At 67.5% G+C, this 20355-nt stretch carries 25 protein-coding genes; 9 read left to right on the top strand and 16 right to left on the bottom strand.

Annotation, left to right across the window (positions count from 1 at the left end; genetic code table 11):
* Window positions 1–282 precede the first annotated feature (282 nt).
* On the top strand, window positions 283–864 hold the full coding sequence (locus L0D17_RS09675; protein ID WP_243094939.1) for a hypothetical protein: 582 nt from the start codon (window positions 283–285) through the stop codon (window positions 862–864).
* A gap of 51 nt (window positions 865–915) precedes the next feature.
* Here the strand turns inward: L0D17_RS09675 and L0D17_RS09670 are convergent, their stop codons facing one another.
* On the bottom strand, window positions 916–1881 hold the full coding sequence (locus tag L0D17_RS09670) for a recombinase XerD (RefSeq protein ID WP_243094940.1): 966 nt from the start codon (window positions 1879–1881) through the stop codon (window positions 916–918).
* A gap of 249 nt (window positions 1882–2130) precedes the next feature.
* Here L0D17_RS09670 and L0D17_RS09665 point away from each other — a divergent pair, with 249 nt between their 5' ends.
* From L0D17_RS09665 to L0D17_RS09630, 8 genes are all read left to right on the top strand, one after another.
* Entirely contained in the window at window positions 2131–2955 is an 825-nt protein-coding gene (locus tag L0D17_RS09665) for an ATP-binding protein (RefSeq protein ID WP_243094938.1), read from the top strand.
* Window positions 2913–3485, top strand: a complete 573-nt coding sequence (locus L0D17_RS09660; protein ID WP_243094937.1) for a hypothetical protein — start codon at window positions 2913–2915, stop codon at window positions 3483–3485. The genes L0D17_RS09665 and L0D17_RS09660 overlap by 43 nt, the downstream gene beginning before the upstream one ends.
* Window positions 3486–3665: 180 nt before the next feature.
* A complete protein-coding gene (locus L0D17_RS09655; protein ID WP_039457344.1) occupies window positions 3666–4637 on the top strand; it encodes a LacI family DNA-binding transcriptional regulator in 972 nt (323 codons plus the stop codon).
* A complete protein-coding gene (gene rbsK, locus L0D17_RS09650; protein WP_223972063.1) occupies window positions 4634–5539 on the top strand; it encodes a ribokinase in 906 nt (301 codons plus the stop codon). Before L0D17_RS09655 ends, rbsK begins: the two co-directional genes overlap by 4 nt.
* A 3-nt stretch (window positions 5540–5542) precedes the next feature.
* Window positions 5543–5947 (top strand): D-ribose pyranase, encoded by a 405-nt coding sequence (gene rbsD / locus L0D17_RS09645; RefSeq protein WP_039457349.1) that lies wholly within the window; start codon window positions 5543–5545, stop codon window positions 5945–5947.
* Entirely contained in the window at window positions 5947–7395 is a 1449-nt protein-coding gene (locus L0D17_RS09640) for a sugar ABC transporter ATP-binding protein (RefSeq protein ID WP_223972059.1), read from the top strand. The genes rbsD and L0D17_RS09640 overlap by 1 nt, the downstream gene beginning before the upstream one ends.
* Window positions 7370–8311, top strand: a complete 942-nt coding sequence (locus tag L0D17_RS09635; protein WP_039457355.1) for an ABC transporter permease — start codon at window positions 7370–7372, stop codon at window positions 8309–8311. Before L0D17_RS09640 ends, L0D17_RS09635 begins: the two co-directional genes overlap by 26 nt.
* A gap of 5 nt (window positions 8312–8316) precedes the next feature.
* A complete protein-coding gene (locus L0D17_RS09630; RefSeq protein ID WP_039457374.1) occupies window positions 8317–9225 on the top strand; it encodes a D-ribose ABC transporter substrate-binding protein in 909 nt (302 codons plus the stop codon).
* A gap of 146 nt (window positions 9226–9371) precedes the next feature.
* Here L0D17_RS09630 and L0D17_RS13625 read toward each other — a convergent pair whose 3' ends face one another.
* From L0D17_RS13625 to L0D17_RS09555, 15 genes are all read right to left on the bottom strand, one after another.
* Window positions 9372–11294 carry a S8 family serine peptidase gene (locus L0D17_RS13625; RefSeq protein ID WP_279231705.1) on the bottom strand — a complete coding sequence of 641 codons (1923 nt, stop codon included), beginning with the start codon at window positions 11292–11294 and terminating at the stop codon, window positions 9372–9374.
* Window positions 11266–11511, bottom strand: a complete 246-nt coding sequence (locus L0D17_RS09620) for a hypothetical protein (protein WP_243094936.1) — start codon at window positions 11509–11511, stop codon at window positions 11266–11268. The genes L0D17_RS13625 and L0D17_RS09620 overlap by 29 nt, the downstream gene beginning before the upstream one ends.
* Window positions 11512–11916: a hypothetical protein gene (locus L0D17_RS09615; RefSeq protein WP_014632264.1), complete on the bottom strand. Its 405-nt coding sequence runs from the start codon at window positions 11914–11916 to the stop codon at window positions 11512–11514.
* The gene (locus L0D17_RS09610) at window positions 11894–12100 is read right to left on the bottom strand and encodes a hypothetical protein (RefSeq protein WP_124105490.1); all 207 of its coding nucleotides are present in this window, start codon (window positions 12098–12100) and stop codon (window positions 11894–11896) included. The genes L0D17_RS09615 and L0D17_RS09610 overlap by 23 nt, the downstream gene beginning before the upstream one ends.
* Entirely contained in the window at window positions 12100–12312 is a 213-nt protein-coding gene (locus L0D17_RS09605; RefSeq protein ID WP_014632262.1) for a hypothetical protein, read from the bottom strand. Before L0D17_RS09605 ends, L0D17_RS09610 begins: the two co-directional genes overlap by 1 nt.
* Window positions 12313–12343: 31 nt before the next feature.
* Window positions 12344–13108, bottom strand: a complete 765-nt coding sequence (locus tag L0D17_RS09600; protein ID WP_243094935.1) for a hypothetical protein — start codon at window positions 13106–13108, stop codon at window positions 12344–12346.
* A gap of 2 nt (window positions 13109–13110) precedes the next feature.
* A complete protein-coding gene (locus L0D17_RS09595) occupies window positions 13111–14910 on the bottom strand; it encodes a hypothetical protein (protein ID WP_243094934.1) in 1800 nt (599 codons plus the stop codon).
* A 1-nt stretch (window position 14911) separates the two neighbouring features.
* Window positions 14912–16744, bottom strand: coding sequence for a hypothetical protein (locus L0D17_RS09590; RefSeq protein ID WP_243094933.1), 1833 nt, complete (start codon window positions 16742–16744; stop codon window positions 14912–14914).
* Window positions 16737–16883 (bottom strand): hypothetical protein, encoded by a 147-nt coding sequence (locus tag L0D17_RS09585; RefSeq protein ID WP_172960797.1) that lies wholly within the window; start codon window positions 16881–16883, stop codon window positions 16737–16739. The genes L0D17_RS09590 and L0D17_RS09585 overlap by 8 nt, the downstream gene beginning before the upstream one ends.
* The gene (locus tag L0D17_RS09580; protein ID WP_243094932.1) at window positions 16880–18082 is read right to left on the bottom strand and encodes a hypothetical protein; all 1203 of its coding nucleotides are present in this window, start codon (window positions 18080–18082) and stop codon (window positions 16880–16882) included. Before L0D17_RS09580 ends, L0D17_RS09585 begins: the two co-directional genes overlap by 4 nt.
* 25 nt (window positions 18083–18107) lie before the next feature.
* On the bottom strand, window positions 18108–18470 hold the full coding sequence (locus L0D17_RS09575) for a DUF6788 family protein (RefSeq protein WP_124105495.1): 363 nt from the start codon (window positions 18468–18470) through the stop codon (window positions 18108–18110).
* Window positions 18471–18542: 72 nt separating this feature from the next.
* Window positions 18543–19157: a hypothetical protein gene (locus L0D17_RS09570; protein ID WP_243094931.1), complete on the bottom strand. Its 615-nt coding sequence runs from the start codon at window positions 19155–19157 to the stop codon at window positions 18543–18545.
* 35 nt (window positions 19158–19192) lie between these two features.
* Entirely contained in the window at window positions 19193–19411 is a 219-nt protein-coding gene (locus tag L0D17_RS09565) for a hypothetical protein (protein ID WP_130842557.1), read from the bottom strand.
* A gap of 2 nt (window positions 19412–19413) precedes the next feature.
* Window positions 19414–19638: a hypothetical protein gene (locus L0D17_RS09560; protein WP_126177623.1), complete on the bottom strand. Its 225-nt coding sequence runs from the start codon at window positions 19636–19638 to the stop codon at window positions 19414–19416.
* Window positions 19635–19832, bottom strand: a complete 198-nt coding sequence (locus L0D17_RS09555; protein WP_243094930.1) for a hypothetical protein — start codon at window positions 19830–19832, stop codon at window positions 19635–19637. The genes L0D17_RS09560 and L0D17_RS09555 overlap by 4 nt, the downstream gene beginning before the upstream one ends.
* Window positions 19833–20355: the final 523 nt, after the last annotated feature.

Genomic DNA, 20355 nt, shown 5'->3' with positions numbered 1-20355 from the left:
GAGAAGATGCTTCAGGAGCGGTATGCCCCCCGTACACAGACTCTTACACATAACTACACATAACTCTTGACACGACCTCTTGGGCCCAGGCGTGGCAACCTGTGCTACTATGGAAGAGGTATGATGCTTGGAAAAAGTGGACGAATGTGGCGGTCTTCCCTCTTGTTGGCCCTCTTGCTGGCTTTGGGGGCTTGCGCTCCCACCATGACCTCGGGCTCCGAGGCCCTGGGCGGGGGCTCGGCTACCCAGCCCGGTAGGACGGAACCCACGCCCTCCCAACCCGTGGTGGCTGGCTGGGCGTACCCCCTGTTCTCGCCCAGCGAAGAGGCCCGCAAGGAGGCGTGCGATGCTGGGTACGCCGCCGGGATGGCGGGTTCCAAGGAATCTAACCCAGGCGAGGCCACGGTCAGCGGGGCCAACGGGGATGTGACCTTCCAAAGCTCCTGGGGAAGTGTCTATAACGTGTGCAAGGCCTACGCCCAGAAGACCGAGGCAAAGCCGGAAGTGATTCCCGTTTTGGACGTTCTGCTCTACGTGTTTGATCCCCGGCTTAAGAGCTATAGCGACCCTGACGCTCTCTTCCAGGGGATCTCAATGGTTTTCTATGATGCCGAAGGCAAAGAGCTTGGCAGGCTTCCGGCGACCCTAAATAAGTGGAGTAAGGGTGTCCTGAGTATCCCGCAGAGCAACTCCAAGCCATCGGTTTACGATGGCTACTTCGTCCTGTCCACCAACTACAACAGCCTCCCTGGCAACCTGCGGGCGGCGGTCACCCGGGCCGAGTCCTTTGACGTCCTCATTTCTCGGGGACGGGGGGTAGAGCGGTACAGCTTCAACAAGGCAAAGTTCCCGACTCTGCGCTAGCTGGCTCGGCGGGGGTGGGGGAGAGTTGCGGGTGAGGATCTCCCCCACCCCTCACCCCTCCTCCCCCCACTCCGGCACCACGAGGCTTTTCATCCCGGTCCAGTAGGCCACCTTCTCCCTGGGGTGGCCCTCCTTGAGGAACCTGCGGATGGCCCGCCAGCGCAAGGGGAGGGCGAGGTCGGCCCGCCTCTTCCCCTCCGCCTTCACCCCGGCGAAGTCGGCGAACTCGGTGAGGATCCACTTGGCCTCCTCCAGGCCCAGGGGCTTCCCCCGGTTCTTCCCGGGGGCGGGCTTGAGGAGGAGATGGGGGTAGGGGAGGGGTTGGTGCCCCGCCAGGAACTCCCTCTGGGGGAGCCAGTCCGAGAGGACCTCCCGGGCGAAGGGGGAGAGGGGGACCTCCCGGAGCTTGGTCCCCCGCACCAGTAGGCTCTTCTCCCGCACGTCCTCCTTCCAGAGGTCCGCCACCTCCTTCACCGTGAGGCCCACCTCCCCCAGGAGGACCAGGAGGACCTTGAGGAGGGGACGCCAGTAGGCCAGGGGGTAGGCCTCCGCCTTTTCCAGGAGGTCCTGGTAGGCCTCCTCGGGCATGGCCCGAGAGGGGGCCACCACGGGGAGCTCCTGGCGGGAGGGGAGGCGGACGTGTGGGGGCATGGGATGCCCGGCCCAGTCCAGGAAGGGGAAGAGGTGCCTGAGGCTCGCCCGGGCCCGTTCCACGGTGCTCCAGGCGAGGGGCCCCCTTTCCCCTCCGGGGAAGCCCTTCTCCTTGGCTTCCAGGAGGAAGGCCTTGGGGTCCTCGGGCTCCAGATGGGGCCACCGCCTCCCCTTTAGGGCGAGCCAGCGGACGAAGTAGCCCACGTAATGGGGGGCCACCCGGTCGGGCTTTTTGCGGTGCCGCACCAGGTAGGCCCAGAGGGCCTCCTTGAGGAGCGCCTCGTCCCAGCGCGCCAACGCCTCTCCCACCACCCGCCTCCTCTCCTCGGGGTGGTCCCACACCTCCAGCCCAAGCCCTTCTCTCATCCTCACTACCATCTTATCACCCCCCCCTCAACCACAACCCAACCCCACCCCGCTCCTTCCCTTCGCTTCCTCCTCCTCTCCTTCTCTATTCCCTTCTCCGCACCATTCCCGACGCTTTGACCCCTCCTCATGAGAGTTGGAAGGCTCGGGTTTGGGGGGTGGGGGAGGAAAAAGTGAAAGCAGGGATTAAAGAGGGGAAGCCGAGGGAGCGGGGCTTACCCCACCGCCCCGCCCCCAGAAACCCCCCAGATGGGGAGCCACCTCCTCAACCCCAAGGGGCTGGCCCTCCTGGGCCTCCCCCCAGGAGCCCTGCCCCCTCTCCCCTTGCGGCGGGTGTGGCCCGCCTTGGCGGACCGCCTCGAGGAGGGCGAGGCCTACCTGCCCCTGCCCACAGGCCGCCCGGACCGGGTGCGGCTTCTGGGGTTTGGGGACCGGCGGATCGCCCTCTTCCAGGAGCAGGCAGAGCTCCTCCGCCAGGCGCAGGAGCTCACCCAAAGCCGGCGCCACCTGGAGCTCCTTAGGGCCCAGGCCCATGAGTTCCAAAACCTCCTCCATGTCATCGGCGGGCTCCTGGAACTCGGGCAGGTGGAAGAAGCCCTGCGCCTCGTGCAAGGAGAGCTCGCCGCCGAGAAGGCGCTGGAAAGCCTTCTCCGCGGAATAGAGGTGCCCTTGGTGGCCGCCCTTCTGCTCGGCAAGCTGCGCCGGGCCAGGGAGCGGGGCCTAGGCTTCCGCCTTGAAGGGAGACTCCCCGCCCGCTACGCCTCCATAGGGGAGAGCCTGGCGAGCATCCTCGGCCACCTGCTGGAGAACGCCCTCGAGGCGGCCCAAAGCAAGGTGGGTCTCCGCTTCCTGGAGGAGGAAGGCCTTAAGGTGGAGGTTCTGGACGACGGGCCGGGCCTTCCCGAGGGGAGGGAGACCCCTTTCCTCCCCGGGGCGAGCGGCCGGGGCGCGGGGCGGGGCTACGGCCTCGCCTTGGCCCGGGCGCAGGCGCGGGCCCTGGGGGGCGAGGTGGGCTACCATAGAAAGGAGAGGTGGACGGTTTTCTGGTTAAGCCTGCCCGGGCCCTCATCGTAGAGGACGATCGGCGGGTGGCCGCCCTCCATCGGGCCTTTCTGGAAGAGGAGAGCCTTTCGGTGGGGGAGCTCCTTCAGGCCTACCCTCCCGGGAGGGCCCGGTACTACCGGCGCTTTGGGGCCTACGCCAAGCGGGTGCGGGTGGAGTGGCCCCAGGTGGGGTGGGTGGACCTGGTGCTGGTCTGGGTGGGGCGTGGGGCGGGGTGGCGGGGCTTTGCCCTGGTCTCCACCCTGGCTGGGGGTGTGCAGGAGGTGCTGGAGGCGTGGTTTTGCCGCTGGAAGGCGGAGGTGGTGCATAGGCTCTACAAGCAGAACCTGGGGCAGGGGAGGAGCCAGGCGCGTGCATTTGCGGCGCAGCTCATGCATGCGGAGCTGGTGGTGCGGGCTTTTCGCGCGATGAGGGAGGTGCGGCTGGCCTTTCCGGGGATGGCGTGGCGCCACGCGCAGAGGGTGGCTGAGGAGAGGCTACTGACCGAGATAAAAGCCACCTCGCCCCCAAGGAGGAAGCTCGGGAAGGGGGGTGAGAAGTAGGGTGAAAACTCCTGACCAGGACCTCCTTGGGGCTTGCCTCCCGGCGAACAAAGCCGCGCTTGCCCATCGGGAGGGCGATATACACCAGAGAGCCTGGGCTTTGCAAGGCAAGCCCCTAAGCTTGACCTTTCCCAAAAGGAGTGCTAAGCTGCCTTTAAACAGGAGGTTGAACGTTAAACTATGCCCACTTTACGGGATGTGGCCAAGCTAGCCGGGGTTTCCCACACCACGGTTTCCCATGTGCTAAATGGAACCAAGCGCGTGCGTCCCGAAGTGGCGGATCGAGTGTGGGCGGCGGTAGAGACCCTGGAGTACCGCCTGAACCGCCCGGCCCAGGCCCTCCGTCGCGGGCAAAGCCACATCCTAGGCCTGGTTCTGCCTGACCTCACCAACCCTTTTTTTCCCGGCCTGGCCCAAGCCATCGGGTTGGCCGCCCGTAAAGCCGGGTACGCCCTCACCTTAGTGGATTCTTTGGAAGACAAAACGGTAGAGGAGGAAGGTCTAAGTCGCCTTGCCGAGGAACAGGTGGCGGGGGCCATCTGGGTACCCGTAGGGGACTATGTACCCCCTCCCTTCCCTGTGGTGCTGGTAGACCGGACCGCAGAAGGAACCGACGGGGTGGAGGCGGACCACTTTCTCGGAGGCCAACTCCAGGCCCGCCACGCCCTGGCCATGGGCCACCGACGGGTAGGGCTCCTGTCGGGTCCGCAAAGCCTGCGCAGCGCTCGCCTGCGTCGGGAAGGGTTTTTAGCCGAGGCCAAGGTAGGTGGTCTGGAGGTGGTCTGGGAAGAGGAGGTTCCCTTTAGCCTGGAGCTAAGCCCCAAGGCCCGGGCCCGGTTGCGGGCGGTTCGGGAAGAAGTCACCCTCGTGGTGGCAGCCAACGATGTGATTGCTCTGGCGGCCCTCGAGGTCCTGCGAGAAGCAGGGGTCCGGGTGCCTGAGGAGGTTTCCCTTATTGGGTACGACGACATCCCTTGGGCCACACTGGCCCACCCCCCCCTCACCACCGTCCGCCAGCCGGTGAAGGAGATGGCCGAGGCGGCTGTAGCCCTCCTCCTCCGCCGCCTCCAGGAGCCGGAAGGAGAAGCGGTGCAAATCGTCGTGCCTGTGACCCTGGTCCCTCGGGGTTCTACCCGGGAGGTGAGGCGATGATCCTGGTGGTAGGGAGCCTGAACATGGACCTGGTCCTGCGGGTGAAGCGCCTGCCTCGCCCAGGGGAGACGGTGCTCGGGGAAGACTACCAAACCCACCCCGGGGGCAAAGGGGCCAATCAGGCAGTGGCCATAGCCCGGTTGGGAGGAAAGGTCCGCATGCTCGGCCGGGTGGGAGAAGATCCCTTTGGTCAAGCCTTGAAGAGCGGGCTTGCTCAAGAGGGCGTGGACGTCGCCTGGGTTTTGGAGACGCCGGGCCCCAGTGGAACCGCCTTTATCCTGGTGGATCCCGAGGGGCAGAACCAGATCGCCGTGGCTCCGGGAGCCAACGCTCGCCTGGTCCCGGAGGACCTCCCTGCAACGGCCTTCCAGGGGGTCGGGGTGGTCCTCCTGCAGCTGGAGATCCCCCTCGAGACCGTAGTCCGGGCGGCGGCCCTAGGTCGGAAGGCCGGGGCCCGAATTCTTCTCAACGCCGCCCCAGCCCATGCCTTACCGTCGGAGATCCTTCAAAGCGTGGACCTACTCCTGGTCAACGAGGTAGAGGCGGCCCAGTTGGCAGAGGCCTCCCCGCCCCGTACCCCAGAGGAGGCCTTAGCTTTAGCCCGCCAGCTCCGGGGTCGTGCACCCCAGGCCCAGGTGGTCCTCACGCTAGGGGCTCAGGGAGCGGTCTGGTCAGGGACGGAGGAGGGCCACTTCCCGGCCTTCCCCGTCCGGGCAGTAGACACCACGGCGGCCGGGGATGCCTTTGCTGGGGCCCTGGCCCTAGGCCTAGCCGAGGGGCAAAACATGCGGGCTGCGTTGCGCTTCGCCAACGCCGCAGGAGCCTTGGCCACCACCCGGCCGGGAGCCCAGCCCTCCCTACCCTTCCGCGACGAGGTAGAAGCCCTTTTGTTTGGGAGGTAACGGATGAAGAAAGGTGGCGTCCTCCATCCCCTCTTGGCCCAGGTGGTGGCTTCCCTCGGCCACGGGGATCTCCTCGTGGTGGCAGACGCGGGTCTGCCCATTCCCCCAGGGCCATTGCGCATCGACCTGGCCTATGCGCCGGGAAGGCCCCCTTTCCTGGACGTGGTACGGGTGCTCCTGCAAGAGATCGAGGTAGAAGGGGCTGTCCTGGCCCAGGAGATCCGGGAGAAAAGCTCAGAGCTTTACCACCATTTGGAGGAAACTCTCCAGGGGCTCCCGGGTCTTGAGGTGGCCTACGTTCCTCATGAGGAATTTAAGGGGCTTGTGGCCCGGGCCAAAGCGGTGGTGCGCACGGGGGAGTTTACCCCCTACGCCAACCTCATCCTCCGGGCAGGGGTGGTTTTCTGATGGCCCTCTTGGAGATGCGGGGAATCCGCAAACGCTTCGGGGGTGTGGAGGCCCTCAAGGGGGTGGACTTCGCTGTAGAAGCCGGGGAGATCCACGCCCTCGTAGGGGAAAACGGAGCCGGGAAATCCACCCTTATGAAGATCCTCTCCGGAGCCTTGGCTCCAGACGGGGGAGAGGTGTGGCTTTCCGGACGCCGCCTCCGCCTAGGGAGCGTTCAGGAGGCGCGGCGGCAGGGAATCGTTATGGTCTATCAAGAACTCAACCTGGCCCCCAACCTCTCCGTAGCAGAAAACCTCTCTCTCGGCCGCTTACCTCTCTTTGTGGACCGGAAAAGGCTATACACTAGGGCCCGAATTCTTCTTGAAGAACTGGACCTTGGATTTACCCCTGAGGTTCCCGTGGGGGTCTTGGAGGTAGGGCAGCAGACTCTGGTAGCGGTGGCCCAGGCCCTGAGCCAAGAAGCCCGCATCCTGGTGTTCGACGAGGCCACGGCCGCCCTAAGCGCTCGGGAGGCCGAGCGGCTTTTCCAGTTGGTGAAGGAGCTACGGAACCGCGGCCTCGGCATCGTGTGGATCAGCCACCGGTTGGAAGAGGTCTTTCACTTGGCCGACCGGGTGACCGTTCTACGGGACGGGCAGCGAGTGGCCACCCTCCCCCTTTCAGGTCTAAAGCCGGAGGCCTTGGTGGAACTCATGGTGGGAAAACGGGAAGCCGGTCGTTTGGACCTCCCGTCCCCCAAGGCCCACCCACCCCTCCATCTGGAGGTCCGGGGAGGAGGCCTCGAACCTTTGGCGTTCGACTTGCGTCCGGGAGAAATCTTGGGGCTCGCGGGCGTCGTGGGCTCCGGGCGGAGCGCAGTGGTGGAGATCCTCTTTGGGCTTGAAGGGGAAGGAAGAGTAAACGGTGAGCCCCTCCGCTCCCCCTTGGAGGCCATACGAAGAGGGGTCTTCCTGGTACCCGCCGACCGAAAGGCCCAAGGCCTTATCCTGGGCCTGAGCGCCCGGGCCAACATCAGCTTGCCAGTATTGCGGGAGCTCTCCTTCGGAGGGGTGGTTTCCGCCTCAAGAGAGGCGGCCTTAGCCCGGCAATGGTTCCAGGCCCTGGGGATCCGGCCTCAGGACCCCGAACGGCCTGCCGGCACTTTTTCCGGGGGCAACCAGCAAAAGCTGGTTTTGGCCAAGGCTTTGGCCACAAGGCCCCGCCTTCTTCTCTTGGCGGAACCCACCCGGGGCGTGGACGTGGCCGCCCGTCAGGAGATCTACGCCCTATTGGCCACGTGGGCCCGGGAGGGTGTAGCCCAGATCGTTTCCAGTGGGGATACGGAGGAGCTTCTCCTCCTCTGCCACCGGATCTTCGTCTTCCGAAAAGGCCGGGTTGTGGCCGAGTTTCACCCCCCGTACTGCCGCGAGGAGGTGGTGGCCCATGTTGTGGGCACGGCTCAGGCCTGAGTTCCTTGCCCGGTACGGGCTCGTTTGGGCCCTGGGGATTCTGGTGCTGGTTCTTAGCCTTCTCTCTCCTTACTTTCTCACGCCCTCCAATTTACTGAACATCCTGCGGCAAGTTTCCATCAACGCCATCCTGGCCCTAGGCATGACCGTGGTCATCCTCAAGGGAGGGATCGACCTCTCGGTGGGTTCCCTCCTGGCCCTAGCCGGGGCCATGGCCGCGGGTCTCGCCATCGCCGGCCTTTCCCCGGTCCTGGCCATGGGGCTGGGGATCGGAGTTGCCATCGCCCTGGGGGTCCTCCAAGGCCTCCTTGTGGCCTATGCGGGTCTACCTCCCTTCATCGTGACCCTAGCTGGCCTCACCGCTTTCCGGGGGCTCACCCTGGTCTACACCGACGGCAGGCCTATCACCGGCCTCCCTGAGCCCTTTCTCTTCCTAGGCAACGGCACGGTTCTGGGAATGCCGGTGCCCGTGATGGCCATGCTTCTCTTCCTCTTACTTACCCACTTCCTCCTCCGTTACACCGCCTGGGGGCGGTACCTCTACGCCATTGGGGGCAACGAGGAGGCGGCTCGGCTTTCGGGGGTACCCGTAGCCCCTATTAAGGTCTTCGCCTATGCCTACTCAGGGCTGGCCGCAGGCCTCGCCGCCCTTGTGCTCACCGGCCGGCTTAACTCTGCCCAACCCACGGCAGGAACCGGATTTGAGCTGGATGCCATCGCGGCCGCAGTGGTCGGGGGAACCTCTCTAGCGGGGGGTAGGGGAACAGCCTGGGGGACCTTCTTGGGGGCCTTGATCATCGGTGTGCTCAACAACGGGATGAACCTTCTTAATGTGTCGGCCTTTTACCAGTTGATCGCCAAGGGGGTGGTCATCGTCCTCGCCCTCTTGGTGGATCGGCTGGTTAGAAGGAGGTGAGGAAGATGGCAAGGAAGGTCGGGGTTTTCGGGTTGGCGATCTGGATTTTGGCTTCGGCTGCAGCTCTAGCCCAAGGGGCTGTAGTAGGGCTCTCCCTTTCCACCCTTAACAACCCCTTCTTCGTAGCCCTTAGGGATGGAGCGCTGCAGGCGGCCCAGAAGGCAGGAATCCAGCTGGTGGTTCTGGACGCCCAAGACCGGGTGGACAAGCAGGTGGCCGACATAGAAGACCTCATCCAGCGCCGGGTACGGGTCCTCTTGGTCAACCCCACGGATAGCGCCGCTGTGGTCCCGGCCATCCAACGGGCCAACCAGGCAGGAATCCCCGTTATCACCGTAGACCGGGCAGCCTCGGGCGGAAAGGTCGCTTACCACATCGCCTCGGATAACGTCGCTGGAGGGCGTATGGCTGCAGAGTTCATCTGCAACCTCCTTAAGGGCCGCGGTAAGGTGGTGGAGCTGGAGGGCATCCCCGGAACCTCGGCGGCCCGGGACCGGGGCCAAGGCTTCAACGCTTACCTCAAGGAGAAATGCCCGGGGGTGACGGTGGTGGCCCGGCAGACAGCCAACTTTGACCGGGCCCAGGGGCTTTCGGTGATGGAAAATATTCTCCAAGCCCAGCGGGATATCGACGCTGTCTTCGCTCACAACGACGAGATGGCCCTGGGAGCCCTCCAGGCCATCAAGGCCAGCGGCCGCAAGATCCCCGTGGTGGGCTTCGACGCTACTCCCGACGCTGTGAAGGCGGTAGAGGCCTGCGAAATGGCCGCTACCGTGGCTCAGCAACCGGCCGAAATGGGTCGGTTTGCCGTGGAGAAAGCAGTCGAACTCATCCGAGGCGCTAAGGCTCCCGCCCAAACACAGTTCATTCCTGTTCCGCTGAAGCTCGTCACCAACCCACGCTGCAACTGGTAAAAGGGGATCTTTAGCCCCCGGGGTGTCCCCGGGGGCTTCTTCGCCTGTCGAGGCCACCGTAAAAGGTGGCCGTTCCCTGCGAACCTCGACCACTCCGGGCCTCCCAAGAGCCGCCTATGGAGCCATGCTCCTACGAGGGTCTACCCTCAGCGAACCCGTAGCCAGGTTCCTGCGGCCGGGGGCCTGGCCTCCGCCTCCCCCCGGGGCTCCTCCGGGTCCAGGGCCCCGTCTCCGTCCCGGTCCAAGAAGGCGAGGAGGCGGTAGGTCCCGGGGGAGAGGCCTTCAAGCCGGAAAGGCCCCCCTTCCGAGGGCAGGGCGAGGCTCCGGCAAGCGCCCCCCTCGGAGCAAGCGGAGAGCACCACCCGGGCGGGAAGGGCCTCCACCTGGACCTCCGCCGTGGCTTCAGCCCCACCCCCTTCCAGGCGCACCCGGTAGGCCCCGGGGGCCGTCCCCGTGGGCGCCCGCACCCGGAGGTGGGCCGTGCCCTGGGCGGGGTTCGGGGCGAGGTAGGCGGCAAGCCCCCCTTCCGCCGCCACCCGCACGGGGACCGGGTAGGGGCTTAGGACCTCCACGGCCAGGCTCCCCTCCTCCCCGGGCTTCAGGGCCAGGCGGCCCTCCACCCGGAAGGCCACCCCGCCCCCCTCCAGGGCCTTCAGGGCGGCGAAGGCGTCTAAAAGCCTCCCCTCCGGCGTGGACCTGCTCCCCGCGAGGAGCGCCCCCTCCAGGGCCTCAGGGGAGGCCGCCCCCCGGGAGCGAAGGAGGGCCAGGGCCCCCGAGACGTGGGGGGCCGCCTGGCTCGTCCCCTGGAGGAGGCGGTGTCCCCCCAGGGTGGGGCCCAGGACCCCCTGGTCCCCGCTTCCCCCGGGGGCGAGGAGGGGGGCGGAGCGGTTGGAGTAGGAGGCGAGCCTCCCCTCAGGGCCCACCGCCCCCACGGTGAGGACCCCCCGGCAGTTCCCGGGGAAGTAGTCCCGGAAGTCCCGCCCGTAGTTCCCCGCCGCCGCCACCACCAGGACGCCCCGGGCCCTCACCTCGTCCAGGGCCTCTTGCAAAGCGGGGGAACAGGGGCCTTCCCCGCTCAGGGAGAGGTTCACCACCCGGGCCGGGTGGGGGTTTGGGGGAAGCCCCGGCACGGGGATCCCCGCCGCCCACCGGAGGGCGAGGAGGAGGTCGCTCTCCCGCCCCGTCCCCTCGGGGGTGAGGAGGCGGATGGGGAGGATGTGGGCCTGGGAGGCCCCCGCCATCCCCACCCCGTTCCAGGCCGCCGCCAGGACCCCGGAGACGTGGCTTCCGTGGAAGGTCTGGAGGGGGCTTCCCGTGCTGGGCTCCGTGGGGTCGGTGTCCCCGTCCACGAGGTCCAGCCCCGGAAGGAGGACGCCCTCGAGGTCGGGGTGGCCGGGGAGGACCCCGGTGTCCACCACCGCCACCACCACCCCCTCCCCCGTGGCCTCGGCCCAGGCCTCGGGGAAGCGGGCCAGGGGGAGGTTCCACTCCTCGGGGAAGAGGGGCTCGGCCTCGCCCCCCTGGGCCCGGAGGGGGCGGTCGGGCAGGCTCAGCCCGCCCAGGGCCTGGCCTCCCAGGCCCTCCACCCGGTACCATCCCCCGCCCAGGGGCCTCCCCGGGCACCCCTGGGGGCAGTAGGCCATCCGGTCCGTGGCGGCCTGGGTCTGGGGCGCGACCCCTTCCCCGCCCACGTAGACCGTGCCCTCCAGGTAGAGGTCCAAGGAGGAAGCCCCCTCCACCACCAGGCGGAAGGGGGCCTCCCGCCGCATCCCCCCGCCCTCGGCCACCACCCGGGCCTCCCAGGTCCCGGCCTCCCGGGCGGGGATGGCGAGGGAGAGCTCCCTCTTACCCTCCACCTCCAGGGGAGGAGGGGTCATCCCCGGGGGAAGGCCCTCCACGAAGAGGCGGGCCCTGAGCCCCCTCGCCTCCACCCGCACCGGGAGGATGGCCGTCTCCCCCTCCCGAGCCCGCACCTCCTCCTGGCCCAGGGAGAGCCGAAGGAGGGGGGCCTCGAGGGCGCACCCCGTCAAAAGGAGCAGGCTAAAAAGGAGGTTCCAGGTCCTCCTCATCCAAGCCCGCCTCCGCTACCCGCCGGGCGAAGGCCGCCTCGAGGGCCTCGTAGGCCTCCTCCAGGCTGGGGAAGTCCCCGAGGTCCTCCCGCTCCCCTCCGGGGCCCTCCCACCAGGCCCGGCACCGCCCCGTGGGCCACTCCTGGACCCACCCGTCCCCCATGGGCGTCTCGTAGACCCGCCGCTTCTGGCTTCCGTCAAACCGGAGAACCCGCATTTACTTCCCCCAAGCCACAGCGAAGTACCCCCGGAGAACCGCCACCACCTCCGGGCTTTCCACCACCACGAAGGCCGCCCCCTTGGGGGCCACGAAGAACCGTCCGTCCGCCAGGAGGAACCACCCGGCCATGGGCGTCCCCCCGAGGCGCACCACCTTCGCCCCCCGGGCCCAGGGAGGAGGCGCCTCCCGCCCCAGGACCAGGGTGAGGCGCTTCTCCTTCAGGGCCTCCCCCAGGGAGGCCGGGGGAAGCCCCACGGCCACCACCTCCTGGGTCCGGTTCGCCAGGAACCAGTAGAGCTCCCGCTCGGAGAGCTCCCGCACCTGGGGTAAGCCCTGGGCCAGGGCGGGGAGGAGGAGGGCGAGGGCGAAGAGAAGGGCCCTAGGGGATCCAGTACCCCTCATCGTCCTCGCGCTCCATGAGGAGGTCCAGCACTTCCCAGGGAACGAAGACGCCCTCTTCATCTTCCTCCTCCTCAAAGTCCTCCGCCTCCCGGTCCAGGCACTCCAGGCAGGCCGTCTCCAGCTCCCGGCCATCGGGGAGGCGGATCGTGATGCGCCCCGTTCCGCCGCACATGGGGCACGCCATCACGCCACCTCCGGCAACGGCACCCGGAACTCCGGGGCCCAGAAAAGCGCCTCCTCCCCCTCGGCGAGGAGAAAGGCCGCCTCAATCCCCCGCTGGTAGAGCCGCCACCCGAGCTCGGGATGGCGCACCAGGTAGTATTGCCCGGTACCGTCCACCTTCACCACACTAGCCTCCTCCACGATCCGCCAGAACTCCGCGAGATCCGTCCGCATACGCCTTCTCCCGTGGGGCGAAGCCCCCAAGTCACTTCACCTCCTCCTGCCTCCTCGAGGCGCTCACCACGTAGCTCGTGGCCAGGCGCATCACCAGGGCCACCTTGCCCGAGACCGGGCCGTCCGGGGTGAGCCAGAGCCACCGGTCGGGGGTGCTGTACCCGGGGGCGAAGAGGTACCCCTTCCCCCCGGCCCACAGGATGGGAAGCCCCAGGATGACCCCGGAGATCTCCGGGGCGTCCCGCTCACCCCCCACGGCCACCACCTTGAGGAGGCCTTCCTTCACCGCCTCCTTCAGCTCCGCCTCCAGCTTTCTCGCCGTCTTCCCGTCCGTGACGATGTACGCTTTAGGAATCCGTATCCCCTCCGGCGGGCAGGTGTAGATGGGCACCCCCCCGTAGGAGATGTTCTGGCACCCCCCTCCGTGCAGGATGAGCCCGAGGTAGCGGGCCAAAGCCTCCACCCCGGCCCCCGAGCCCACCACCATCACCTCCTGGCCCCGGGCGAGGGCCCCCTGAATCTCCCCCCAGGAGGCGGGGTAGAGCATGTCGTCCGGGAGGCCGCACATCTTGAGGGTGGTGCACAGGACGCACTTCGTCACCCGGTACACCCCCCGGAGGACCAAGGAGGGCTGGGAGAAATCCAGTTGGGCGAGACTACTGGGGTCGCACGAGAGGACCTGGCTGACCTTGTTCAGGTTGTTGCTGATCCCGCCCCAGTCCAGGTTGGAGAGCCAGTCGAACTGGGCCAGGGCCGGGGTAAGGGCTACCAAAAGGGTCAAGAACGCTTTCCGCATCTTCACCTCCCGAGGAGGGGCCGATAGAGCGCCCTCAGGTCCAGGGCGTAGGCCGAAAGGTCCGAGACCAGGGTGTAGGGGGCTCCCCGCACCCCCGGCACCTCGTACCCCTCGGGCACGGAGACCCAGCGCCAATGCGTCCGCTCCAGGGCGAAGGGAAGCACGTAGGGCGGGACTCCCAGGGGCTGGACGGGGCCTTCCAGGGGAAGCGAGGGGTAGGCGATGACGCAAGGGGGGCAGTATTCCACCCGGATGTCGATGGTGAGGGGCACGTGCCAGTAGACCACCAGGCGGGAGAGCTGGCTCCAGGCCCACCCCATCCAGTTCCCCAGGTTCACCTGGGAGAGGTCCACATTGCGGATGTCGGGGACCGTGGTGGCCTCCAGGAAGTTCGTGGCCTGGAAGAAGGTGGCGTAGCCGAAGGCCTCGTAGACGGGGAGGGACGAGGGAGGAAGCCAGCGCTTGGCCTCCTCGAACTTCCAGAGGCCCGGGGCCTCCTTCGCCTTCAGGGGCTCATCCTGGGGCTTGCCCCCGGTGAGCTTTTCCACCTCCCCCTTGGCCTTCACCACCTCGTCCACGGTCATGAGGGCCGTGGCCGCGCACGAGACCACCCGGTCCAGGTCCCCCGCGCACCCCTTGAGGACGGGGATCGCCCCGGTGAGGGCCCTCAAGGGGGCGTTCACCAGGTTCTCCAGGTTCCCCTTCAGGGTGTCCACCCCTGGAAGGCCCAGGAAGGCCCGGGAGTCAAAGAGGGTCTTGGCCGAGCGGTAGAAGTGCACGTAGAGGTACGCCTTCTCCACCTCCGTCCCCGCCCGGTCGATGAGCCCCTTGTAGGTGTCCCAGATGGCCTGCACCTGGTCCCAGAGGGCGGTGAGGTCCGTGGGGAAGAGCTGGGTGTAGACCGGGGCCACCACGCCCCCCGCCCCGAGGAGGTGGCCCTGCCAAGGCACCGGGAGGTAGGCCTTGGGACTCCCCAGGCTCCTGAAGTCCCTAGGAAGCAAGGAGAGGAGGTCCTGGGGGGTGCTGGGCCTCGGGGTAAGGAGGACCCTCGCCACCTCCTTCAGGTAGTCGGCGTAGTAGTCGGTGAGGGCCTTTCGCATGGCCCGCTCCACCCGGGCGTTGGCCTCGTCCCAGTTGAACCAGAGGGGCTGGGACGGGTATTCGGGGGTGCGGAAGACCTCTTGACCTTGGATGAGGATTTTGAACCCCGGGATGTACATGAGAGGGAGGATCTGCATCTCGAGGCCGTCGCAAAACTCCTTCGGGTCCACCTGGGGCACGGGGAGGTACTTGTCCAGCTTGTGGAGCCCCGCCGAAGCCCACTTCCCCAGGTCCAGGGGGGTGGAGCGGGTGGCGGCCTCCAGGAAGGCGGTGTCCACCCCCTCGGAGGGCACCATGAGCTTGAACTCGGGGAGAGGAGGATTTAGCTCCGGCCCCTTCACCCCGGCGAGGCAGTAGGCGAACCAGAAGGCGGGGTTGTTGAGCTCGGTGATGACCCTCCAGTAGTAGCGCTCTTCAAAGCGTTGCCACGCCTTGCGGAGGTCCCTCGCCACCTCCTGGGTGGCCTCGAGGCTGGAGAGGGGGAGGTAGAACTCGTGGGCCTGGGCCTCCGGGGTGGTGGCCCCTCCCTGGTAGTCCCTAAGGCGGTCCTTCCTCAGGACCTCCAGGTAGGGCCACTTCCCCTTCAGGACCTGCTCCAGGCGGTAGTCCGGGGCGGAGAGCAGGTACTTGGTCCATTCCTCGTAGGTAGGCCCCTGGGCCAGGGCCAGGGAGAAGAGGAAGAGCGCCCAAACCCACCGCATCTCACAACCCCCTTTCCGCGCACCAGTCCCTGAGGGGCTTGAACCACACCTTGGCCTCCTCCCTCCCCGTCCCGGCGAGGGGGTTCCCCTGGGGCGAGAGGGAGCGGGTGATGTAGCTCACGTAGGGGTCGCCCTCGGCCACTTCAAGGTCCTTCCCCGTGGGCTGGAGGTAGCCCTCGAGGCCGGGGACCCGGTACCGCTTCCCCTCCGCCGTCACGTACCCGAAGGCCTCCACGGGGCGGTCGTTGTCGCTGGCGTAGCGCCAGGTCTCCCGCCACCCCCGGAGGTAGGCGGAACCCGTGTAGCGAAGCCCGGTGCTCAGAACCACCTTGTAAAGGTTGAAAAGCCAGGTGTAGTCCACGCTCATGAAGCGGGCGTACAGGTACGCCGTGCCCACATCCCGGCCTGAGGCGTCCTTCACCGAACAAGTCCACTCAGAAGTGGTCCTCTTCCCCAACCTACACCCTGAAAGGGTGTAGGCCTGCCCCCCGTAAGTGAATTGGATGCCCTCCGGGGTCGTCCCCCAATCGTGGTAAGTTCCCAGGTTGGAAAGGGTAGTTGTCCCCCCCTGAGCGTACACGTAGGCGTACCCCCGGTACCGCCCCTGGGTGTCCCGCACGTTGAAGTACCGCGCCCCGCTCCAGGTGGCCCCGGGAGTCCACCCATCCAGAGAGAAGCTCTCGTCTCCCCGCCCCACCACGGCGCTGAACCGCCCGTCCCAGTCCGAGGGGTAGTCGAGGCCCGTTGTCCAGTTCTCGTACCCCTGCAGGGAGAGCTCCTTGAACTCCACCCGGGCCTTCAGGTTGGCCTGGGAGATGTACCCCCACACGAGGGCCCGGGCCTCGGGAAGTCCCTCCTGGGTGGGGGAGAGGGGCGTGGTGAAGGAGAGGTAGTCCGTCTCCTGCCAGTCCGGGCGGTCCACCAGGAACCTCCCCGCCATCACCGCCCCCTTCTGGGTGGAGCCGGAAGGCGGGTAGATGACGGCGAAGGACTGCTCCTTGGCGAGGCTTTCCCGGGGCATCACGTGGTAGCGGGTGTCGCTCCGGTAGAGGGAGCAGTACTCCCTCGCCTTCCCCTCCGGGACCACGAACCGCTCCTGCCCCCCGTTTCGCGCCCGGAACTCCTGGGCCAGGGTCTGGGTCCAGGCCGAGACCTCGGGGACGAAGAACCAGAGGGTGCTTCCCTGGGGCTGGCGGGCGTAGAAGCTTCTCAGGTCCGCCAGAGAGGAGAGGACGCTCTTCGCCACCACGTCCCGGTCCGCCGGGGAGATGCCGGAGAGGATGGACCCCTGGACCGAAGGGGGCCGGTAGGACTCCATCCCGGGGTAGCGGTACCGCTCCCTGGCGCTTCCTCCAGGGGGCCGCGCGGAAAGCCACCCTCCCGCCTCCAGGGGCACCGGATTGTCCGGGGAGGGCATCCAGGTCTTGGCCCCCTGGAGGGGCCAGACGGCGTACTGCACCTGGTGGTAGGAGGGCCTGTTCTGGGAGTCGTAGACCGTGCTCACCGAGGCCCGCCCCCGGAGGCGGTTCTGGGAGTCGTAGAGGTTGAAGACCGCCTGGTTGTAGGGGGTGTTCGGGGCGTACCCCGAAAGGGTGAAGTAGTCGCACCCGGAGACGCAGAGGTAGAGCTTCCCGTCCCAGGAGAGGGACTGGTTCATGGAGCCCTGCACCGGGTTGGCCCCGCTCTCCACCAAAAACTCCACCACCACGCTGTACCCCTCCCGGGCGTTCCCCTGGAGCGTCCCCCGCACCTCCGTGGAGGGACGAGGGCCGTCCACGAGGCCCACCTGGGCCAGGGCGAGGGAGAGGAAGGGGAGGAGAACGAACTTACGCACCCCTCACCTCCTGGGAAAAGGCGTCCACCAGATGAAGGACCACGGGCCAGAGGAGGCCCGCGAAAAACCAGGAAGGACCGTATGCGAGAGCAAAGACGATCCCCGCCGAAACACCGATGGCCCAACGGATCCAGGTCATGGGTACTGCCTCCCCCGCTGGAACATGGGGTCAATCATGAGGAGGGTCTTCAGGGTGGGCACCAGGCCCGTGGGGGTCTCCGCCAGGGCCAGGCACCGCCTCCCCTCTGGGGTGTCTTTGTAAGTCCCGCACCCCTGGAGGACCTGGCTCCGCTCGTCCTGGGGCACCGCGGGGTACTCGGGGTCCGAGGGGTCGTAGTACTTGCGGGGGATCACCCGGTCCATGAGGAGGTAGTCGTGCCTCCAGCCCTTGACCATGAGGAAGGTCTTGATCTCCACCTTGGGGCCGATGTCGGCCCCACGGGAGTTCTGCTGGCCGAAGCAGAAGGAGATGAACCCCCCGCAAAGCCTCCCGGTGTAGAGGAGGCCGTAGAGGATGCTGGGCACGTCCGTGAGGATCTTGACCTCCCCCGCCGGGTCCGCCCGCTGACAGATGCCCAGCCAGTTGCAGTCGTAGAAGTACCCCTGGGCCACCCGGGCCAGGGCGCCTCTCACGGGCTCCGGGACTTCCTTGGCGTAGGCGTAGGCCAGCATGGAGGCCGTGGCCCGCTTGTGGTCCTCCACGAGGCGGGTGGCGAACTCGTTCAAGACCTCGTCGTAGGAGAGCTCCCGCTCCCAGGTGAGGTAGGCCGCCCCCCGGCTCGAGGTGGAGACCGTCCCGCTCAGAGGCACCCAGTAGCCCCGGAGGAGGGTGCAGGCGTAGTAGGGAGACCCCGGCGCACCCCCGGAGGTGGTCACCGTGGTCGTCCGCTCCTTGCCTTGGTCGTCCCGGTACTTGCAGGACCAGTCCTCCCGCCACTCCTTCCAGTAGACGAAGGCTTCTGCTACAAAGTTGTGGAAGCCGTTGTCCCGGAAGGAGAGGCTTCGGGTGGACACCTGGACCTCGGGGCACCCCTGGACCGGGTTGGGGGAGAGGAGGGCGGGGTAGGTGGAACTTCCCGGCCCCTCGTCCCTGGTGGCGAGCTGGCTTCCCGTCCACCGCACCCGCACCCAGGCCGTGGTGGAGGGGGAGGAGGTCCAGGCCCGCGCGGTGAAGGAGCCGGGGGAGGCCAGGGCGGTGGGGGAGACGGTGAGGTAGATTTGCGGCCTTCCCACGGGAAGTTCCGGGTAGTTAGGAGGGGTGTAGCTCACCGAGCAGGTGGTGCGCTGGGCGAGGGCGAGGCCCAGGAGGGAGAGGAGTGGCAACATGATGCGGCGCATAATACCGCATTATAGCAATGTGTGCTTAGCTAAGGGCCCGCTCCGCCTCCGCCAGGCGCTCCAGGAGGGCTTCCCGCCGCCTTAGAAGGGCCCGGTAGCGGGCCAGGGCCTCCAGGAACTCCCGGGGCCGGACGAAGCCCTCGGGCGGTTGCCACCCCTTGCCCAGGTACTTCCACCGCCACCGGCCCCCTTTCTTCACCTTGAGGTAAGGGTAGGGCCCGTGGGGGCACTTCCGGCAACGCTCCTTCCCGCACCTGACCCGCCGCCAGTAGACGGGGAGGGGGGAGAGGGCCTCCAGGGCCTTGCGCTCCTCCTCCAGGCGGGCCTCGAGGTCGGCGAGCTCCGCCTCTAAGCGGGCGAGGGCCTTGGCGAGGGCTTCCGAGGGCATCTTAGCTACACACTCCCCTGAAGTTTACCTGCCTTGTAGCTAAGACAGGAAGGAACCGGGACTGCCCCGGCCTCAGTACCACGACACCTTCCAGTAGGCTTCCCGCCTGCCGTACACCCAAGCGGCGTGCTCCGGGGTGGGTGGCTCGGCGTAGACCAGGTTCCATCCGGGGGAGAGCTCCAGGTCGTACTGGACCTGCCTCCCCCCGCACGCCTGGAGGCCCCTCTTCACCACCCCCTCTCCCGTGTAGACCAGGGCCCAGTACTCCAGGGCAGGGTAGCGGTAGGGGAAGGCTCGGGGGAGGAGGTAGAGGCGGGTCTCGCCGCCTCCGGGGTAGAAGAGGCCACCCCGGTCCCCGTTCATCCCGTTCCACCAGGCCACCTGGACCTGGGTGCCCGTGCACCAGGGGTCCGTGTCCAGGTAGGGGTCGGGGGTGGGGACGAGGCCCCGGAGGGACAGGTAGACCCGCCCGTCTACCACGGGCGCCTCCCGGGTGAGCACCCTGAGGGTGCCCTGGAAGGGCGTCCCGTTCCAGGCGGTGATCCGCATCCTGAGCTCCTCGGCGTTCAAGAGCTGGTACTCCCCCTCCGTCCCCGCCCCGGGGAGCTCCCCACAGGCGGCGAGGAGGGGGAGGAGGGCGAGAAGCCAAGCCAAGCGCGCCGTCTTCAGGATTCCTTTCGCATCCATACCTCCCACTATGCCCCGAAGGGCCTTTCACCGCCTTACACGCGGGCCTCGAGGGCGTAGAGGACCACCCCCTTCCGGCCCAGGACCTCGTACCACACGCTCCAACCGTCCGTCCGCATCTCCCGGGCGAGCCGCACCATCCGCCCCTCCCAGGGCACCATGGGCCAGGGGCGGTCGGAGAGGCCGGAGTAGTGGGGCTCGCCCAGGAAGCGTAGCCGCTCTTCCGCCTGCTTGAGGACTCGCGCGAACTCCATACCTATCTTTCCTTCGTGTAGCTAAGACAGAGGGCCTCGAGGTCCTCCCGCCGCTCGTACCGGAACCTCCGAGGGTGGGTGGGGTCGTAGATCTGCTCCTCCACCCGGGCCACCCTCTTGCCGGGGAAGAAGCCCAGGTGGTGCCGGAGGTCCCGCTCCAGGCGTTCCTCCACGAGGTCGAAGCTCGTGGTGGTGCCGTCCGCGAAGCGGATGACCACCCGCCTCATCCTTCCTCCCTCCCCAAGACCTCCAGGTAGAGGCCCTGCCGCTTGGCTTCGAGGTAGGCCCCCGAGCGGTAGGTCCTCGCCCACCGCCCCCGGGCCAGGGCCTCGAGGAAGGCTTCGTAGGCCTTCCAGTCGGGGAAGCGCCGCTCCCGCCGCACGAGCTTGCCGTTTTTTGAGATGATAAGCACCGCTTTCATGCTTTCCTTGCCTCCTACCCCCTCCCGTGGGGCCGCTAGGCCCCCGGGCCCTGAGAGGGCTTGGGGAGGGCGCTTTTGGGGCCCGCCCTCCCCCGTTCTGCGCGAAAGTAAGATTTCGCGAAGATAGAGAGGCCCGTTCCTGACGCAAAAACGGGGCACCCCGGTTTTGGGGTACCCCGTTCCCCCGTGCGGCCGGGAGCACGCCGTGGCTGGCCCGTTTGGCCGGCCTTCGCCGCCACGATGAGGCCCGTGGCCGCCACGCCCCGCCTCTCCCAGCGGCGCTCTCCGGGAGAGGACCGGAGGCGCAAGGAAGCGGTGGACGCGGGTACTTCCACGGGGGCGACTCCCTTCCCCGCCCTTAGCCCCCTGGGTGCTACCGAGCTTCCCCTAGGGGGACCCTCCCTTCTCCTCCAGAGGAGGGGGGCGACTCCGCCACCGCTGGAGAGGCGCCCCGGAAGGGCCGTCTTGAGGATAGCACGGGGGCGAAGGGTTCGGGGGCGCGCGTCTTACCCAGGAAGAGGGG

This window comes from Thermus thalpophilus (assembly GCF_022760915.1).
In the GTDB taxonomy this organism is placed as follows: domain Bacteria; phylum Deinococcota; class Deinococci; order Deinococcales; family Thermaceae; genus Thermus; species Thermus thalpophilus.
This window is presented reverse-complemented; position numbering and strand designations above follow the sequence as displayed.

Bases quoted from the DNA above. Each gene is read 5' to 3' on its own strand.
- rbsD (WP_039457349.1), top strand. From the start codon at position 5,543: ATGAAGAAAGGTGGCGTCCTCCATCCCCTCTTGGCCCAGGTGGTGGCT.
- L0D17_RS09665 (WP_243094938.1), top strand. From the start codon at position 2,131: ATGGGGAGCCACCTCCTCAACCCCAAGGGGCTGGCCCTCCTGGGCCTC.
- L0D17_RS09670 (WP_243094940.1), bottom strand. From the start codon at position 1,881: ATGAGAGAAGGGCTTGGGCTGGAGGTGTGGGACCACCCCGAGGAGAGG.
- L0D17_RS13625 (WP_279231705.1), bottom strand. From the start codon at position 11,294: ATGAGGAGGACCTGGAACCTCCTTTTTAGCCTGCTCCTTTTGACGGGG.
- L0D17_RS09640 (WP_223972059.1), top strand. From the start codon at position 5,947: ATGGCCCTCTTGGAGATGCGGGGAATCCGCAAACGCTTCGGGGGTGTG.
- L0D17_RS09655 (WP_039457344.1), top strand. From the start codon at position 3,666: ATGCCCACTTTACGGGATGTGGCCAAGCTAGCCGGGGTTTCCCACACC.
- rbsK (WP_223972063.1), top strand. From the start codon at position 4,634: ATGATCCTGGTGGTAGGGAGCCTGAACATGGACCTGGTCCTGCGGGTG.
- L0D17_RS09580 (WP_243094932.1), bottom strand. From the start codon at position 18,082: ATGCGCCGCATCATGTTGCCACTCCTCTCCCTCCTGGGCCTCGCCCTC.
- L0D17_RS09595 (WP_243094934.1), bottom strand. From the start codon at position 14,910: ATGCGGTGGGTTTGGGCGCTCTTCCTCTTCTCCCTGGCCCTGGCCCAG.
- L0D17_RS09565 (WP_130842557.1), bottom strand. From the start codon at position 19,411: ATGGAGTTCGCGCGAGTCCTCAAGCAGGCGGAAGAGCGGCTACGCTTC.
- L0D17_RS09555 (WP_243094930.1), bottom strand. From the start codon at position 19,832: ATGAAAGCGGTGCTTATCATCTCAAAAAACGGCAAGCTCGTGCGGCGG.
- L0D17_RS09615 (WP_014632264.1), bottom strand. From the start codon at position 11,916: ATGAGGGGTACTGGATCCCCTAGGGCCCTTCTCTTCGCCCTCGCCCTC.
- L0D17_RS09575 (WP_124105495.1), bottom strand. From the start codon at position 18,470: ATGCCCTCGGAAGCCCTCGCCAAGGCCCTCGCCCGCTTAGAGGCGGAG.
- L0D17_RS09630 (WP_039457374.1), top strand. From the start codon at position 8,317: ATGGCAAGGAAGGTCGGGGTTTTCGGGTTGGCGATCTGGATTTTGGCT.
- L0D17_RS09635 (WP_039457355.1), top strand. From the start codon at position 7,370: ATGTTGTGGGCACGGCTCAGGCCTGAGTTCCTTGCCCGGTACGGGCTC.
- L0D17_RS09620 (WP_243094936.1), bottom strand. From the start codon at position 11,511: ATGCGGGTTCTCCGGTTTGACGGAAGCCAGAAGCGGCGGGTCTACGAG.
- L0D17_RS09605 (WP_014632262.1), bottom strand. From the start codon at position 12,312: ATGCGGACGGATCTCGCGGAGTTCTGGCGGATCGTGGAGGAGGCTAGT.
- L0D17_RS09600 (WP_243094935.1), bottom strand. From the start codon at position 13,108: ATGCGGAAAGCGTTCTTGACCCTTTTGGTAGCCCTTACCCCGGCCCTG.
- L0D17_RS09585 (WP_172960797.1), bottom strand. From the start codon at position 16,883: ATGACCTGGATCCGTTGGGCCATCGGTGTTTCGGCGGGGATCGTCTTT.
- L0D17_RS09560 (WP_126177623.1), bottom strand. From the start codon at position 19,638: ATGAGGCGGGTGGTCATCCGCTTCGCGGACGGCACCACCACGAGCTTC.
- L0D17_RS09610 (WP_124105490.1), bottom strand. From the start codon at position 12,100: ATGGCGTGCCCCATGTGCGGCGGAACGGGGCGCATCACGATCCGCCTC.
- L0D17_RS09570 (WP_243094931.1), bottom strand. From the start codon at position 19,157: ATGGATGCGAAAGGAATCCTGAAGACGGCGCGCTTGGCTTGGCTTCTC.